27 protein-coding genes are annotated in these 15,280 nt (G+C 56.8%); all 27 read left to right on the forward strand.

Features of this window, described 5'->3' with window-relative positions; genetic code table 11:
• A partial coding sequence (locus tag ACQ4WL_RS24840; protein WP_488168238.1) for an EF-Tu C-terminal domain-related protein occupies positions 1-124 on the forward strand: 124 nt, incomplete at its 5' end.
• Between the two features lie 179 nt (positions 125-303).
• Positions 304-621, forward strand: a complete 318-nt coding sequence (gene rpsJ / locus ACQ4WL_RS24845; RefSeq protein WP_010394389.1) for a 30S ribosomal protein S10 — start codon at positions 304-306, stop codon at positions 619-621.
• 214 nt (positions 622-835) lie between these two features.
• Positions 836-1,681 (forward strand): DUF817 domain-containing protein, encoded by an 846-nt coding sequence (locus tag ACQ4WL_RS24850; RefSeq protein ID WP_436512132.1) that lies wholly within the window; start codon positions 836-838, stop codon positions 1,679-1,681.
• Between the two features lie 100 nt (positions 1,682-1,781).
• Positions 1,782-2,456 (forward strand): two-component system response regulator CreB, encoded by a 675-nt coding sequence (gene creB, locus ACQ4WL_RS24855; RefSeq protein ID WP_436512133.1) that lies wholly within the window; start codon positions 1,782-1,784, stop codon positions 2,454-2,456.
• Entirely contained in the window at positions 2,453-3,874 is a 1,422-nt protein-coding gene (gene creC / locus ACQ4WL_RS24860) for a two-component system sensor histidine kinase CreC (RefSeq protein WP_436512134.1), read from the forward strand. Before creB ends, creC begins: the two co-directional genes overlap by 4 nt.
• An 86-nt stretch (positions 3,875-3,960) precedes the next feature.
• The gene (creD, locus tag ACQ4WL_RS24865) at positions 3,961-5,358 is read left to right on the forward strand and encodes a cell envelope integrity protein CreD (RefSeq protein ID WP_436512135.1); all 1,398 of its coding nucleotides are present in this window, start codon (positions 3,961-3,963) and stop codon (positions 5,356-5,358) included.
• A gap of 264 nt (positions 5,359-5,622) precedes the next feature.
• Positions 5,623-5,811: a hypothetical protein gene (locus ACQ4WL_RS24870; protein ID WP_436512136.1), complete on the forward strand. Its 189-nt coding sequence runs from the start codon at positions 5,623-5,625 to the stop codon at positions 5,809-5,811.
• Positions 5,812-6,177: 366 nt separating this feature from the next.
• Positions 6,178-6,834, forward strand: a complete 657-nt coding sequence (gene rplC, locus ACQ4WL_RS24875) for a 50S ribosomal protein L3 (RefSeq protein WP_010394393.1) — start codon at positions 6,178-6,180, stop codon at positions 6,832-6,834.
• Positions 6,835-6,837: 3 nt separating this feature from the next.
• On the forward strand, positions 6,838-7,458 hold the full coding sequence (rplD, locus tag ACQ4WL_RS24880) for a 50S ribosomal protein L4 (RefSeq protein ID WP_034753197.1): 621 nt from the start codon (positions 6,838-6,840) through the stop codon (positions 7,456-7,458).
• Positions 7,455-7,772, forward strand: coding sequence for a 50S ribosomal protein L23 (gene rplW, locus ACQ4WL_RS24885; RefSeq protein ID WP_010394398.1), 318 nt, complete (start codon positions 7,455-7,457; stop codon positions 7,770-7,772). Before rplD ends, rplW begins: the two co-directional genes overlap by 4 nt.
• Complete coding sequence (rplB, locus tag ACQ4WL_RS24890; protein ID WP_010394400.1) at positions 7,772-8,599, forward strand: 50S ribosomal protein L2; 828 nt, start codon at positions 7,772-7,774, stop codon at positions 8,597-8,599. Before rplW ends, rplB begins: the two co-directional genes overlap by 1 nt.
• 10 nt (positions 8,600-8,609) lie before the next feature.
• Positions 8,610-8,885 carry a 30S ribosomal protein S19 gene (gene rpsS, locus ACQ4WL_RS24895; RefSeq protein ID WP_008444295.1) on the forward strand — a complete coding sequence of 92 codons (276 nt, stop codon included), beginning with the start codon at positions 8,610-8,612 and terminating at the stop codon, positions 8,883-8,885.
• Entirely contained in the window at positions 8,882-9,214 is a 333-nt protein-coding gene (rplV, locus tag ACQ4WL_RS24900) for a 50S ribosomal protein L22 (protein ID WP_170840583.1), read from the forward strand. Before rpsS ends, rplV begins: the two co-directional genes overlap by 4 nt.
• A 9-nt stretch (positions 9,215-9,223) precedes the next feature.
• Entirely contained in the window at positions 9,224-10,048 is an 825-nt protein-coding gene (gene rpsC / locus ACQ4WL_RS24905; protein ID WP_034753199.1) for a 30S ribosomal protein S3, read from the forward strand.
• A gap of 2 nt (positions 10,049-10,050) precedes the next feature.
• Positions 10,051-10,470: a 50S ribosomal protein L16 gene (gene rplP, locus ACQ4WL_RS24910; RefSeq protein ID WP_017877854.1), complete on the forward strand. Its 420-nt coding sequence runs from the start codon at positions 10,051-10,053 to the stop codon at positions 10,468-10,470.
• 12 nt (positions 10,471-10,482) lie between these two features.
• The gene (gene rpmC / locus ACQ4WL_RS24915; protein WP_071079768.1) at positions 10,483-10,674 is read left to right on the forward strand and encodes a 50S ribosomal protein L29; all 192 of its coding nucleotides are present in this window, start codon (positions 10,483-10,485) and stop codon (positions 10,672-10,674) included.
• On the forward strand, positions 10,671-10,943 hold the full coding sequence (gene rpsQ / locus ACQ4WL_RS24920) for a 30S ribosomal protein S17 (RefSeq protein ID WP_010394415.1): 273 nt from the start codon (positions 10,671-10,673) through the stop codon (positions 10,941-10,943). The genes rpmC and rpsQ overlap by 4 nt, the downstream gene beginning before the upstream one ends.
• A 253-nt stretch (positions 10,944-11,196) precedes the next feature.
• The gene (rplN, locus tag ACQ4WL_RS24925) at positions 11,197-11,565 is read left to right on the forward strand and encodes a 50S ribosomal protein L14 (RefSeq protein WP_008444317.1); all 369 of its coding nucleotides are present in this window, start codon (positions 11,197-11,199) and stop codon (positions 11,563-11,565) included.
• A 9-nt stretch (positions 11,566-11,574) separates the two neighbouring features.
• Positions 11,575-11,889 carry a 50S ribosomal protein L24 gene (gene rplX / locus ACQ4WL_RS24930; RefSeq protein WP_010394419.1) on the forward strand — a complete coding sequence of 105 codons (315 nt, stop codon included), beginning with the start codon at positions 11,575-11,577 and terminating at the stop codon, positions 11,887-11,889.
• A 6-nt stretch (positions 11,890-11,895) separates the two neighbouring features.
• Positions 11,896-12,435 (forward strand): 50S ribosomal protein L5, encoded by a 540-nt coding sequence (gene rplE, locus ACQ4WL_RS24935; protein ID WP_010394421.1) that lies wholly within the window; start codon positions 11,896-11,898, stop codon positions 12,433-12,435.
• Positions 12,436-12,437: 2 nt separating this feature from the next.
• Complete coding sequence (gene rpsN, locus ACQ4WL_RS24940; protein ID WP_010394423.1) at positions 12,438-12,743, forward strand: 30S ribosomal protein S14; 306 nt, start codon at positions 12,438-12,440, stop codon at positions 12,741-12,743.
• 14 nt (positions 12,744-12,757) lie between these two features.
• Positions 12,758-13,153, forward strand: coding sequence for a 30S ribosomal protein S8 (gene rpsH / locus ACQ4WL_RS24945; RefSeq protein WP_010394425.1), 396 nt, complete (start codon positions 12,758-12,760; stop codon positions 13,151-13,153).
• 10 nt (positions 13,154-13,163) lie between these two features.
• Positions 13,164-13,697 (forward strand): 50S ribosomal protein L6, encoded by a 534-nt coding sequence (gene rplF / locus ACQ4WL_RS24950; protein ID WP_034778281.1) that lies wholly within the window; start codon positions 13,164-13,166, stop codon positions 13,695-13,697.
• A gap of 13 nt (positions 13,698-13,710) precedes the next feature.
• Positions 13,711-14,073, forward strand: coding sequence for a 50S ribosomal protein L18 (gene rplR, locus ACQ4WL_RS24955; protein WP_010394431.1), 363 nt, complete (start codon positions 13,711-13,713; stop codon positions 14,071-14,073).
• 9 nt (positions 14,074-14,082) lie between these two features.
• Entirely contained in the window at positions 14,083-14,601 is a 519-nt protein-coding gene (gene rpsE / locus ACQ4WL_RS24960; RefSeq protein ID WP_010394433.1) for a 30S ribosomal protein S5, read from the forward strand.
• A 10-nt stretch (positions 14,602-14,611) separates the two neighbouring features.
• On the forward strand, positions 14,612-14,791 hold the full coding sequence (rpmD, locus tag ACQ4WL_RS24965; RefSeq protein ID WP_010394435.1) for a 50S ribosomal protein L30: 180 nt from the start codon (positions 14,612-14,614) through the stop codon (positions 14,789-14,791).
• A 30-nt stretch (positions 14,792-14,821) separates the two neighbouring features.
• Positions 14,822-15,253 (forward strand): 50S ribosomal protein L15, encoded by a 432-nt coding sequence (rplO, locus tag ACQ4WL_RS24970; RefSeq protein WP_034753211.1) that lies wholly within the window; start codon positions 14,822-14,824, stop codon positions 15,251-15,253.
• Positions 15,254-15,280 lie beyond the last annotated feature (27 nt).

Here is a 15,280-nt window from a genome sequence, read left to right on the forward strand (position 1 = left end):
CGATAACGTGTCGATCACCGTCAAGCTGATCAACCCGATCGCGATGGAAGAAGGCCTGCGCTTCGCTATCCGTGAAGGCGGTCGTACCGTCGGCGCCGGCGTGGTTGCAAAAATCCTGGCTTAATTCTTAAGCCTGCATAAAAGAAGACGCGTCGTCGCCCGGCGCCCTTCTTTTTATTCAACTGCCGGGGTTGGCAAGCATTTTGGTGCTATCATGTCGACCCTGACGGTTGTTGCGTCAGAAATTCCCGTATGACCTCATTGCCGTGCAGACCGCGCGGTTCGTTCTTTTAAGGAAATATCATGTCGGCACCAAACCAAAAAATCCGTATTCGCCTGAAGGCTTTCGATTACAAACTGATCGACCAGTCCGCTCTGGAAATCGTTGAAACCGCGAAGCGCACCGGCGCTGTCGTCAAAGGCCCAGTACCACTGCCTACCCGTATTCAACGTTTCGATGTGCTGCGTTCCCCGCACGTCAACAAAACTTCGCGCGATCAGTTCGAGATCCGTACGCACCAACGCCTGATGGACATCGTTGACCCAACGGACAAAACCGTTGACGCGCTGATGAAGCTGGACCTGCCAGCTGGTGTTGATGTCGAAATCAAACTGCAATAAGAGTTTCAAGGGCGGCTGACAACACCGTAGTACCAGGTGTTGACAGCTGTTCCAGGCCGGCGGGATGTCCCGCTGCCTGATGATGGGGCCGGGCCTGCTCACGATCGTGAGTGCGCCCGGCCCCATTGCTATTGGTGCCTGCCCAACCTGGCGCCACCTGTCTGCGCGTGCAAAATCGCTTTACAGCGCAACGGGCGGCCGATAAAGTTGCTGCATGCTCAATGCCCTCGATACCCACCTGTTAAATGCCACTCCCCGTGTGCGCTTGCGCGGCTGGTCGCGCTTCCTGGCCGAATTTTTGTATTTCGGCATCAAGGAGGCGAGGTCGTGCCTGTTCGTGGGACTGTTTTTCGCTACCGTCTTCCTTGTGCCGCGCGCCGGCCTGTTCGGCCTGCCGCGCTATGACGTGCTGCTGCTGGCGGCGCTGGCGATCCAGGGCGCGATGCTGTGGAGCGGACTGGAAACGTGGGATGAATTGAAAGCCATCTGCCTGTTTCATGCGGTCGGCTTCGCGCTGGAAGTATTCAAGGTATCGGGGACGATCCAGTCGTGGAGCTATCCCGACTTCGCCTATACCAAGGTGTTCGGCGTGCCCCTGTTTTCCGGCTTCATGTATGCGGCCGTCGGCAGCTATATCATCCAGACCTGGCGCCTGCTCGATATGCGCATACGCCACCATCCTCCGTACTGGATGGCGGTGCTGATCGCGCTGCTCATCTACGCCAACTTCTTCACCCATCACTACATCGGCGACTATCGCTGGTATCTGGCTGCCTGCGCGCTGGGCTTGTACGCGCGTACCAGCGTGGTGTTCCGCCCGCTCGACCGCGACCGCAGCATGCCCTTGCTGCTCGGTTTCGTGCTGGTCGGCCTTTTTATCTGGCTGGCCGAAAACATCAGCACCTTCTGGGGTGTGTGGCGCTATCCGAACCAGCTTGGCGCCTGGTCGGCGGTGCATGTCAGCAAATGGAGTTCATGGTCGCTGCTGGTGGTGATGACGTTTACCATCGTGGCCCACCTCAAGCACATCAAGGCCAGCATCCACGTCGCCCAGCCTTAGGTCGGGCGGCTTTTTGTCCGCGCACGGCAAGGCGCGCGATTGACGCCGCTTGCCCGCTTCAGGGATACTCCGGACTTGTCCATTAATGTGTGCCGCCGCCATGTCCAAGACTGTCCTGATCGTGGAAGATGAACAGGCGATCGCCGACAGCATCGCCTATGCCTTGCGCACGGACGGCTTTACGCCGCGCCATGTGACCTTGGGTGAGCAGGCGCTTGCCGTGCTGCGCAGTGAGACCGCACCGCAACTGGTGGTGCTCGATATCGGCTTGCCCGACATGAGTGGGCTGGAAGTGTGCCGCCGGCTGCGCCAGTTTTCCGAGGTGCCGGTGATCTTCCTGACGGCCCGCAGCGATGAAATCGACCGTATCGTCGGCCTGGAAATCGGTGCCGATGATTACGTCACCAAGCCGTTTTCGCCGCGCGAACTGGTGGCGCGCATCCGCGTCATCCTGCGCCGCGCCGGCGCCGCGCCAGCGCCGGCGCCGGCGCGCTTCGAGTTGCGCGCGCCGGAGGCGAAAGTGCTGTTTCACGGCCGGCCGCTGGACCTGACCCGTTACGAGTATCTGCTGCTGAAAACCTTGCTGGAACACCCGGGCCACGTGCTGTCGCGCGCGCAGCTGATGGCGCGCGTGTGGAGCGCGGCGCCCGACACGCTCGAGCGCACCGTCGATGCGCATGTCAAATCGCTGCGTGCCAAGCTGCGCGCCGTCGATGCGCAGGCCGACCCCATCCACACTCACCGTGGCCTCGGCTACAGCCTGGCCGGCGCATGAAGATCGGCCTGCGCATTTTGCTCGGCTACTTCCTGATCGTCGGCCTGGCCGCGTGGTTTCTGCTGAATGTCTTCATGGAGCAGGTCAAGCCGGGCGTGCGCTCGACCCTGGAGGATACGCTGGTCGATACCTCGCAATTGCTGGCCAGCCTGATCGCGCCCGACTTGAAGGCAGGCACGCTGGCGCAGTCGCCCGTGGCCGAGCGCATGCAGGACTATGCGCGCCATGGCGTGGACGTCAATATCAATGGCGTGCGCAAGCGCACGCTCGATTACCGTATCACCATCACGGACCGGCATGGCATCGTGCTGTTCGATTCCAGTGGCCGCGACGTGGGGCGCGACTATTCGCGCTGGAACGACGTGTATCTCACCTTGCAGGGCAAGTATGGCGCGCGCAGCACGCGCAGCCGGCCCGATGACGAAATGTCGACGGTGATGCACGTGGCTGCGCCGATTCGCGACGGCAATGAGGTGATCGGCGTGCTGACGGTGGCCAAGCCGAATGCCAGCGTGCAAGCCTTTGTCGAGCGCAGCCAGCGCAAGATCCTGCAGCGTGGCGCCGTGCTGTTGCTGCTGTCTTTGCTGATCGGCCTGGCATTCGCCTGGTGGCTGCACCATGCGCTGGGCAAGCTGATGCGTTACATCGGCGACGTGGAAGCGGGGCGCAAGGTGGCGCTGCCGGCGCTGGGCAAGAACGAGATCGGCACGTTGGGGCGGGCGCTGGAGGTGATGCGCACGCGCCTGGAAGGCAAGGAATATGTGGAGCAGCTGATGCACACGCTGGCGCATGAGTTGAAAAGCCCGATCGCTGCCATCCAGGCGTCGGCCGAACTGCTGCAGGAAGACATGCCGCCAGCCGAACGGCGCCAGTTCCTGGCCAGTATCCTGGAGCAGAATGCGCGCCAGCGGCAACTGATCGACAAGCTGCTGGCTCTGGTGCGCGTGGAGAAGCAGCAGCGCCTTGAGCACCCCGAGCGTATCGCGCTGCGGCCATTGCTGGCGCAAGTGGCGCAGGATGGCGCGGCCACCCTGGCGGCGCGTGGCGTGCGCCTGCAACTGCAGGCCGACGAGGCGAGCGTGGCGGGCGACGCCCTGTTGCTGCGCCAGGCGCTGGGCAACTTGCTCGACAATGCGGCCGGCTTTGCGCCGCCCGGCAGTTGCATCGACTTGACGGCGCGGCGCCAGGGCAGCCAGGTGGATATTGCCGTGCGCGACCGGGGCGCAGGCATCCCCGCGTATGCGCTGGAGCGCGTCTTCGAGCGTTTTTATTCCTTGCCGCGCCCCGACGCCGGCAAGAGCACGGGGCTGGGCCTGCCCTTCGTGCGCGAGGTCGCTTCCCTGCATGGTGGCACGGTCGAGGTGCTCAATCATGCGCAGGGCGGCGCCCGCGCCTGCCTGTGCCTGCCGCTCGCTTAATCCACTTTATTTGCCGGCTTCACACAGACTGCATCGTCAGCGCATACAGCTTTTTTACACTGGCCACCTTACTTCAAGGATACGCCATGCAAAAAACTTTACTCGTCAAAGCGCTGATCGTGTTCGGCTTGATGCTGCTGATCGGCCTGCCTTTGCTGATGATTCAGGAAACGATCAAGGAGCGGATGGAATTCCGCCAGGAAGCCGTCAACAGCATCGCCGCCGATTCGGTGCGTGAACAAACCGTCATCGGTCCCATCCTGGTGATTCCCTACACGGAGCAGTATGAAGAGCGCGTGGAGGTGGCCAAGGGCGATGACAAGACACAGGCAGTGAGTGTGCCCGTGCGCACCGAGTTGCTGCGCCGCACGGTGCAGCGCCGCTTGCTCGTCTACCCAAACGACCTGCAGATCAATGGCAATATCGAGACAGACCGCCGTTACCGCGGCATCCACCAGGTGCTGGTGTACAGCGGCCAGCATGCCTTCAAGGGCGACTTTATCGTCCCGGCCAGCACGCAGTTGCCGCGCAAGTCGCCGGACTCGCGCGTGACCCTGGGCGAGCCTTTCGTGGCCCTGTCCATCGAGGACGTGCGGGGTATCCGCAATATCCCGAAAATCGACTGGGGCGCCCGGAAGATCGAGTTCGAACAGGGCACCGACCTGTTTGCCTTCCGCAGCGGACTGCATGCGCCGTTGGGCGCCATGCCCCTGGCGGCGGCGCAGCAAGTGCGCTTCAGCTTTGACCTGGGACTGGACGGCATCGAACGCCAGCATTTCGTGCCGGTGGCGAAAAACAGCCAGATCAGCATCAAGTCGAACTGGCCCCATCCGCAGTTTGGCGGGCGCTTCCTGCCATCGCCGAAAAACCGCCAGATCGATGCCCAGGGTTTCAATGTGGCGTGGAATATCTCGTCGCTGGCCACGAATGCGCAAACGCAGCTGAGCACGATCGAGGGCGAATTCAAGGTGCCTGACAGTGCTCCGCTGGGCCAGGTGGACCGCTTCAGCGTGGGCTTCATCGAGCCGGTGAATGTGTATTCGCAATCGGACCGGGCCACCAAATATGGCTTGCTGTTCGTGGCGCTGACCTTTGCCGCCTTCTTCATCTTTGAAATCCTGAAAAGCCTGCCGATCCACCCGGTGCAGTATTTGCTGGTGGGCCTGTCGCTGGTGATCTTCTTCCTGCTGCTGGTGGGCCTGGCCGAGCATATCGCCTTCCTGGCCGCCTACCTGATCGCCAGCGCCGCCTGTATCGCACTGACCAGCTTTTACCTGGTGCACGTGCTGCACAATGCCTGGCGAGGCATCGGCTTCGGCGTGGCCCTGACGCTGCTGTATGGCGTCCTGTATGGTCTGCTCAGCTCGGAAAACAATGCGCTGGTGATGGGCAGCATCCTGTTGTTCGCCGTGCTGGCCGCCATCATGGTGGCGACGCGCAAGGTGGACTGGTATCAGATTGGCAAAGGATCAATGCAAGAGTAGGACTGCGATACGTGTCAGGCTGCGGCATGGCATTGGCGGGTGGCAGAGGATTCCGCGGCTCGCCATTTGTATTGCTGAAGGCAAGCGCCCCAAATGCATAAAAATATCTGGTTCTTACATAAATTGGTGTTTGGTTGGTATTGTTTGCGGTATTCTATTGGTGTTACTTTTTTAGTAATGGCAGGCCGTCCGTAGTGTCGTGATGGCGTGGCGGTCCTGCCGGTTCTTCCATCGTTTTGTAGATAACCCGAACGGAGACATACCATGATCAAGAAAACCACGGCCTTCCTGTTTGCGCTCGGCCTGAGCGCTTCGTATGCGTTTGCCGGCAATGACTGCACGCTGGAGTGTGCCACCCGGGCCAATGTGTGTTCGGGCGGCATGCCTGGAAACGCTTCCAGCCCCATTTGCGAGATGATTTACAAGCATTGCATCGAGCAGTGCAAGGTCTGAATTGAGGTGCGCCCGCGGGTGCGCGATGCCTGATTGACGAGGTGAAGAGGGCGCGTACGCTGTGTACGCGCCCTCGTTGCTTCTGTCGCTGCCAGCGTGTGCCGCGCCCGCCGTTCATCGCTCCCAGGCCGCATGCAGCCGCGCTTTCTGCATTTTGCCTTGCCTTCCAGCAGCGTTTTTCAAGCGCGCCGACAACTCGCGCAGGGGCGTCGCGCAACACTTTGACATACCTCGTGTTAACTTGTTGCGTCAAGGGTTTTTGTGCTATATACTAGCCGGCTTCGGTATGGATTCGTCTTTTTTGAGTCCTACGTTACTTTGTAGTTAAACAAGCCCCGCCCAATCGCAGGTGGGAATGGAGAAAAAATGAGCCTAGGCCTTCTCGGTCGCAAGGTTGGTATGATGCGCATTTTCACGGATGAAGGGGATTCGATCCCGGTCACCGTGTTGGACGTATCGAACAACCGTGTTGCGCAAATCAAAACCCCTGAAACAGATGGTTACTCCGCTGTTCAGGTCGCATTCGGTCAACGTCGCGCTTCCCGCGTGACCAAAGCTGTTGCTGGTCATCACGCTAAAGCTGGTGTTGAAGCCGGTACTCTGTTGAAAGAGTTCCGTGTCGACGCTGCTAAAGCCGCTGAACTGAAAGCTGGCGATGTTGTCGCTGCTTCCCTGTTCGAAGTCGGTCAAAAGATCGACGTGCAAGGCGTTACCATCGGTAAAGGCTATGCAGGCGTTATCAAACGTTACCACTTCGCTTCTGGCCGTGCAACGCACGGTAACTCGCGTTCGCATAACGTTCCAGGTTCCATCGGTATGGCACAAGATCCAGGTCGCGTTTTCCCTGGTAAGCGCATGACCGGTCATCTGGGTGACGTTAACCGTACGATCCAGAACCTCGTGATCGCCCGTATCGATGCCGACCGTCAGCTGTTGCTGGTCAAAGGCGCGATTCCAGGTGCGAAAAATGGCCAGGTAGTTGTCTCGCCAGCCATCAAAACCAAAGCCAAGAAGGGAGCTTAAACGATGGAACTCAAGCTTCTGAATGCGCAAGGTCAAGCCGCCTCGAACGTTGCTGCAGCCGATACGATTTTCGGCCGTGATTACAACGAAGCGCTGATCCACCAAGTCGTCATCGCTTATCAAGCGAATGCACGTAGTGGTAACCGCAAGCAAAAAGACCGTGAAGAAGTTCATCACACGACGAAAAAGCCATGGCGCCAAAAAGGTACCGGCCGCGCTCGTGCTGGTATGTCGTCGTCGCCACTGTGGCGCGGCGGTGGTCGGATTTTCCCGAACTCGCCTGACGAAAACTTCACCCACAAAGTGAACAAAAAGATGTATCGCGCAGGTATCTGCTCGATCCTGTCGCAGCTGGCTCGCGAAGAACGCCTGATCGTCATCGACGATCTGACGATCGACGCGCCAAAGACCAAGCTGTTGTCGCAAAAATTGAACGGCCTGGGCTTTGATTCGGTTCTGATCATCACCGACGTTCTGAACGAAAACCTGGAACTGGCATCGCGCAACCTGCCTAACGTACTCGTCGTTGAGCCACGTCACGCAGACCCGATGTCCCTGGTGTTCTACAAGAAGATCCTGGTCACCAAAGCTGCATTGGCCAAGATTGAGGAGATGCTGGCATGAGCGCGATTTTGAAACATAGCGAAGAACGCTTGATGAAGGTGCTGTTGGCGCCCGTGATTTCCGAAAAGGCCACCATGGTCGCGGAAAAGAACGAGCAAATTGTATTCCGCGTACTGCCGGATGCAACCAAGCCTGAAATCAAGGCAGCGGTCGAACTGCTGTTCAAGGTTGAAGTCCTGTCCGTGCAAACTGCAAACCGCGAAGGTAAGCAGAAACGCACCGGCAAGTTCAACGGTCGTCGTAACCATACCAAGCGTGCTTTCGTGTGCCTGAAGCCTGGCCAGGAAATCAACTTCTCCGAGGAGGCTGCATAATGGCACTCGTTAAGATGAAACCAACCTCGCCAGGCCGTCGCGGCATGGTAAAGGTGGTGAACCCAGACCTGTACAAAGGTCGTCCGTTCGCTGCCCTGGTTGAAAAGAAATCCAAGACCGCTGGTCGTAACAACAACGGTCACATCACCACCCGTCATATCGGTGGTGGTCATAAGCAACACTATCGCTTGATCGACTTCAAGCGCACCAAAGATGGTATTCCAGCGAAAGTGGAACGTATTGAATACGATCCAAACCGCACCGCGAATATCGCTCTGTTGTGCTACGCCGATGGCGAACGTCACTACATCATCGCAACCAAAGGCATGGCCGTTGGCGATAGCGTGATGAACGGTTCGGAAGCACCGATCAAATCGGGTAACTGCTTGCCAATCCGTAACATCCCAGTCGGCACCGTGATGCATTGCGTCGAAATGCTGCCAGGTAAAGGTGCCCAAATGGCACGTACCGCTGGCGCTGGCGTTGTGCTGATGGCGCGTGAAGGTACCTACGCTCAAGTGCGTCTGCGCTCGGGTGAAGTACGTCGCGTACACATCGAGTGCCGTGCTACGGTTGGTGAAGTCGGTAACGCCGAGCACAGCCTGCGTAAAATCGGTAAGGCTGGCGCGATGCGCTGGCGCGGTGTTCGTCCTACCGTTCGCGGTGTGGTCATGAACCCGGTCGATCACCCGCACGGTGGTGGTGAAGGTAAAACAGCAGCTGGTCGTCATCCAGTTTCGCCATGGGGCCAACAGACCAAGGGTAAGAAAACACGCAGCAACAAGCGTACGACTTCCATGATCGTCTCGCGCCGCGGCAAGAAATAAGGGGTAGCACATGACACGTTCATTGAAAAAAGGGCCGTTCTGTGACGCCCACCTGGTGAAAAAAGTTGAAGCCGCGCAAGCAGCCAAAGACAAAAAGCCAATCAAAACCTGGTCGCGTCGTTCGACAATCATGCCTGACTTTATCGGCCTGACGATCGCGGTTCATAACGGCAAGCTGCACGTGCCGGTTTATGTTTCCGAAAACATGGTTGGTCACAAGCTCGGCGAATTCGCACTGACCCGTACGTTCAAGGGCCATGCAGCTGACAAAAAGGCTAAGAAATAATGGAAACTAAAGCTATCCTCAAAGGTGTGCGCCTGTCGGACCAAAAGGGCCGCCTGGTTGCTGACCTGATCCGTGGCAAGAAAGTTGACGCTGCACTCAACATCTTGCAATTCAGCCCGAAAAAAGGTGCTGCGATCATCAAACGTGTTCTGGAATCCGCTATTGCGAATGCCGAGCACAATGATGGTGCGGACATCGACGAATTGTTCGTGAAAACGATCTACGTCGAAAAGGGCCCCGTCCTGAAGCGCTTCACCGCGCGTGCAAAAGGCCGTGGCGACCGTATTTCGAAACAATCCTGTCACGTTTACGTGACTGTCGGTAACTAAGGAGCCACGATGGGTCAGAAAATTCATCCAACCGGTTTCCGTCTGGCGGTCACCCGTAACTGGGCTTCGCGCTGGTATGCAGGCAACGGTAATTTCGCTGCCATGCTGAACGAAGACTTGAAAGCACGTGCTTACCTGAAAAAGAAACTGAAGAACGCCTCCGTTGGCCGCATCGTTATCGAGCGCCCAGCCAAGAACGCGCGCTTCACGATCTACAGCTCGCGTCCAGGCGTGGTCATTGGTAAAAAAGGCGAAGACATCGAAGTACTGAAGTCCGCGCTGACCAAGATCATGGGCGTACCTGTTCACGTGAACATCGAAGAAATTCGCAAGCCAGAAATCGACTCGCAACTGATCGCCGATTCGATCGCTCAGCAGCTGGAAAAACGGATCATGTTCCGCCGCGCCATGAAGCGTGCAATGCAAAATGCAATGCGCCTGGGTGCTCTCGGTATCAAGATCATGTCGTCCGGCCGTCTGAACGGTATCGAAATCGCGCGTAAAGAGTGGTACCGCGAAGGCCGCGTGCCTCTGCATACCCTGCGCGCCGATATCGACTACGGTACCAGCGAAGCGTCGACCACCTACGGCATCATCGGTGTCAAGGTGTGGGTATACAAAGGTGACCGCGCGCCTAACGGCGATGCACCAGTCATCGATACCCCAGCTGACGAGAAGAAAAGCCGCGGCCCACGCCGTGACGATGGCAAGCCAGCTGGCCGTCCACGTCCAGCCGGTGCCGGTGCGAAACCATCCACAGCACCAGGTGCACGTGTGCGTACCGCCGCTAAACCGGCCGCCGCAGCAGCACCAGCTGAGAAAGCAGGAGAATAATCATGCTGCAACCAGCACGCAGAAAGTATCGTAAAGAGCAGAAAGGCCGTAATACCGGTATTTCGCACAGCCGCGGCACCGCCGTGTCGTTTGGCGAATTCGGTCTGAAGGCAGTTGCGCGCGGTCGTATCACTGCGCGTCAAATTGAAGCGGCGCGTCGTGCAATGACGCGTCACATCAAGCGCGGTGGCCGTATCTGGATCCGTATTTTCCCGGACAAACCGATTTCGAACAAACCGGCTGAAGTCCGTATGGGTAACGGTAAAGGTAATCCTGAGTACTACGTCGCTGAAATTCAGCCAGGCAAAGTACTGTACGAAATGGATGGCGTTGATGAAGCGCTGGCACGGGAAGCTTTCCGTCTTGCCGCCTCTAAACTGCCACTGGCTACGACGTTTGTCGTACGTCAAGTCGGCCAATAATTGGAGTTGAATATGAAAGCAACTGAACTCCGCGGCAAAGACCAGCCAGCTCTGCAAAAAGAGCTGAATGACTTGTTGAAGGCACAGTTCGGCCTGCGTATGCAAATCGCTACGCAGCAGCTGAGCAACACTTCGCAGCTCAAGAAGGTACGCCGCGATATCGCGCGTGTGAAGACGGTAATGAATCTGAAGGAAGCCAAATGAACGAACCAGTGAAACAGTCGCTCAAGCGCACGCTGATCGGTAAAGTGGTTTCGGACAAGATGGACAAGACCGTTACCGTTCTGATCGAGCGCCACGTAAAACATCCTTTGTATGGCAAGATCATCATGCGCTCGAACAAGTATCACGCGCATGACGAGACCAACCAGGTCAAAGCCGGTGATACGGTTGAGATCCAGGAAGGTCGCCCGATCTCCAAAACGAAGGCATGGACGGTAACACGTGTGGTTCAAGCCGCACCAACCGTTTAAATAAAAACCACCGTTTCGGCGGTGGGTTTTAATTAGTACTTGCAGGCCCGCAAATTGTATGTAATACTTGCGGGCTTCGTTCATGTAACGCCGCAAAGTGTCTGGCCACAGACAGTAGCATTCGCGGTCAGTTGATGTATGAAGGTCATGCACCCAAACAGTGAAGCCCAGCAGGGCGGCTCTGGCGGGACCAAGACTGACCGTGGGTCTACATTGTGTGGATTCTTCGGCTTAAGTTGGGAAAGAGAATACTATGATTCAAACTGAAAGCCGGCTCGAAGTGGCTGACAATACCGGTGCCAAAGAAGTAATGTGCATCAAGGTATTGGGCGGCTCCAAGCGCCGTTATGCTGGCATTGGCGATGTGATCAAGGTGACCGTTAAGGTTGCTGCGCCACGTGGCCGTGTCAAAAAAGGTGAAATTTATAACGCCGTGGTTGTGCGCACCGCTAAAGGTGTTCGCCGCCAAGACGGTTCCCTGGTGAAGTTCGACGGCAATGCCGCCGTACTGTTGAACGCCAAGCTGGAACCGATCGGTACCCGTATTTTTGGACCTGTCACGCGCGAACTGCGCACTGAGAAGTTCATGAAAATCGTGTCCCTGGCACCGGAAGTCCTGTAAGGAGTCGTAATGGATAAGATTCGTAAAAACGACGAAGTCATCGTTCTGACCGGGAAAGACAAGGGCAAACGTGGTGTGGTGCAGCAGCGTATTGATGCTGAACATATCGTGGTTGACGGCATTAACATCGCTAAAAAAGCGACTAAGCCAAACCCGATGACTGGCGTAACTGGTGGTATCGTCGATAAGACCATGCCAATTCACGTGTCCAACGTTGCATTGTTTAATGCAGCGACTGGCAAGGCAGATCGCGTGGGTTTCAAAGAAGTGGATGGCAAAAAAGTCCGCGTCTTTAAATCCTCCGGCGAAGTAGTGAAGGCTTAAGAAATCATGGCACGTCTCCAAGAATTCTATAAAGAAAAAGTCGTTGCCGACCTGACCAGCAAGTTTGGTTACAAGTCGGTAATGGAAGTTCCACGCCTGACCAAAATCACCCTGAACATGGGTGTTGGTGAGGCAATCGCGGATAAAAAAGTTCTCGAGCACGCAGTTGCTGACTTGACCAAGATCGCCGGCCAGAAGCCAGTGACCACCAAGTCCCGCAAAGCGATCGCAGGCTTCAAAATCCGTGAAGGTTATCCGATCGGTACGATGGTCACCCTGCGCGGCGCTCGCATGTACGAGTTCCTGGATCGCTTCATTACCGTGGCTCTGCCGCGCGTACGCGATTTCCGTGGTGTGAACGGCCGTGCATTTGATGGTCGTGGTAACTACAACATCGGTGTCAAGGAACAGATCATTTTCCCTGAAATCGAATACGACAAGATTGACGCGTTGCGCGGTATGAATATCAGCATCACGACAACCGCTAAGACCGATGACGAAGCCAAAGCTTTGCTCGCCGCCTTTAAATTCCCTTTCAGGAACTGATCATGGCCAAACTGTCACTGATTAATCGTGAGATCAAGCGTGCTGACCTGGTGGCGAAATTCGCCCCTAAGCGCGAAGCTCTCAAGGCCATCGTCGATGATCAATCGAAATCGGAAGAAGAGCGCTACGAAGCTCGCCTGAAATTGCAGGCGCTGCCACGTAACTCGAACCCGACGCGTCAACGTAATCGTTGCGCCATCACTGGTCGTCCGCGCGGCACATTCCGTAAATTCGGTCTGGGTCGTATCAAGCTCCGTGAATTCGCCATGCGTGGTGAAATTCCGGGTATGACAAAAGCAAGCTGGTAATAGGAGAATATGCAATGAGTATGAGCGATCCTATCGCCGATATGCTGACCCGCATTCGCAATGCACAAGGCGTGCAAAAGACGACCGTGGCCATGCCATCGTCGAAAGTCAAAATTGCGATTGCCAGCGTCCTGAAGGACGAGGGTTACATTGAAGATTTCGCCGTTACCGAAGCTGGTGGCAAGGCGGAACTGAAAATCGGTTTGAAGTATTATGTTGGCCGTCCCGTTATTGAGCGCTTGGAGCGCGTGTCCCGTCCGGGTCTGCGCGTCTACAAGGGTAAAGACGAGATCCCTGTTGTGATGAATGGCTTGGGTGTGGCGATCGTGTCGACTCCGCAAGGCGTCATGACTGACCGCAAAGCACGCGCTACCGGTGTCGGCGGCGAAGTTATTTGCTACGTGGCTTAAGGAGTTACACATGTCTCGAGTAGCTAAAATGCCTATCGTAGTGCCAGCTGGCGCTGAAGTCGCCATCTCCGCACAAGCGATCACCGTAAAAGGCCCGCTGGGCGTACTTTCCCAGGCCCTCACCGGCCAGGTCAAAGTGGAAAACAATGCAGGAACCCTGAGTTTCGACGTGGCGAACGATAGCCGCGAAGCCAATGCCATGTCCGGCACGCTGCGCGCGCTGGTCAACAACATGGTTGTTGGCGTCACCAAGGGTTTCGAGAAAAAGCTGAACCTGGTAGGCGTGGGTTACAAGGCGCAAGCTCAAGGCGACAAGTTGAATCTGTCCCTGGGTTTCTCGCACCCTGTAGTACATGACATGCCAGCTGGCGTTACCTGCGCAACACCAACCCCGACCGAGATCCTGATTAAAGGTATCGACCGTCAACAGGTTGGCCAGGTAGCCGCTGAAGTTCGTGCTTACCGCGCTCCTGAGCCTTATAAAGGCAAGGGCGTTCGCTATGCGGACGAAGTGGTTAAGCTTAAAGAAACCAAGAAGAAGTAATTAGGGGCTGACGATGGATAAGAAAGAATCACGGCTTCGCCGCGGACGCCAAACCCGCATCAAGATTGCGGAATTGAAAGTAAATCGCTTGTCGGTGCATCGCACCAACCTGCATATTTACGCCAACCTGATCAGCCCGGACGCTAAAGTCCTGGTTTCGGCCTCGACGGCTGAAGCGGAAGTTCGCGCTGAACTGGCAGGTCAATCCGGCAAAGGCGGCAATGCCGCTGCTGCAGCCTTGATCGGCAAGCGCGTCGCTGAAAAAGCGTTGAAAGCAGGGATTACCGAAGTTGCGTTTGACCGCTCCGGTTTCCGTTACCACGGCCGTGTGAAAGCGTTGGCAGAAGCCGCACGCGAAGCCGGTCTGAAGTTCTAAGGATCAATCATGGCAAAAATGCAAGCAAAAATGCAAAGCGACAAGCCGGATGATGGCATGCGCGAAAAAATGATCGCGATCAACCGCGTGACCAAAGTGGTCAAGGGTGGTCGTATCATGGGTTTCGCCGCGCTGACCGTAGTTGGTGATGGCGATGGCCGCGTCGGCATGGGCAAGGGCAAATCGAAAGAAGTGCCAGTTGGCGTGCAGAAGGCAATGGAAGAAGCCCGTCGCAACCTGATCAAAGTACCGCTCAAAAACGGTACCTTGCATCACACGGTTGTTGGTCGTCACGGCGCCTCCAAGGTCCTGATGAACCCAGCTAAGCCTGGTACTGGCGTTATCGCTGGTGGCGCAATGCGCGCTATCTTCGAAGTGATGGGCGTGACGGACGTGGTGGCGAAATCCACCGGTTCGAACAACCCATACAACCTGGTACGCGCTACGCTGGACGGCCTGTCGAAAATGAGCACTGCTTCCGATATCGCTGCCAAACGCGGCAAGTCGGTCGAAGACATTCTGGCTTAAGGTGGACAAAATGACAAACACAGTCAAAGTGCAATTGGTCAAGGGCTTGATCGGTACGCGCGAATCGCATCGCGCTACCGTGCGCGGTCTGGGTCTGCGTCGTGTAAATTCGGTTTCCGAATTGCAAGACACCCCATCCGTACGCGGCATGATCAATAAAGTATCGTATCTCGTTAAAGTTGTCGGGTAAGCCTTCGGGCTTACACGAACGGAGCAAATCATGGAATTGAATACTATTGCACCAGCCGAAGGCGCTAAGCACTACAAGCGTCGCGTCGGTCGCGGTATCGGCTCCGGCCTGGGTAAAACCTCGGGTCGTGGTCACAAGGGTCAGAAATCGCGTTCGGGCGGCTTTCATAAAGTCGGTTTCGAAGGCGGTCAGATGCCTCTGCAACGCCGTCTGCCTAAGCGCGGTTTCAAATCGATGCACGCAACCTTCAAAGCTGAAGTGCGCCTGTCCGATCTGAACAACCTGGCTGTTGGCGATGTCGACATTCTGGTCTTGAAGCAAGCTGGCGTTCTGGGCGTGTTGGCCCGTGACGTGCGCGTGATCTTGTCCGGCGAAATCACCAAAGCGGTGAATTTGAAGGGCTTGAAAGTGTCCGCTGGCGCGAAAGCCGCCATCGAAGCAGCCGGCGGCTCGGTAGCCTGAGTTGACCGCTAACAGCTTGATCGGAGC

This window comes from Janthinobacterium kochi (genome assembly GCF_051380715.1).
Lineage (GTDB): Bacteria > Pseudomonadota > Gammaproteobacteria > Burkholderiales > Burkholderiaceae_D > Janthinobacterium.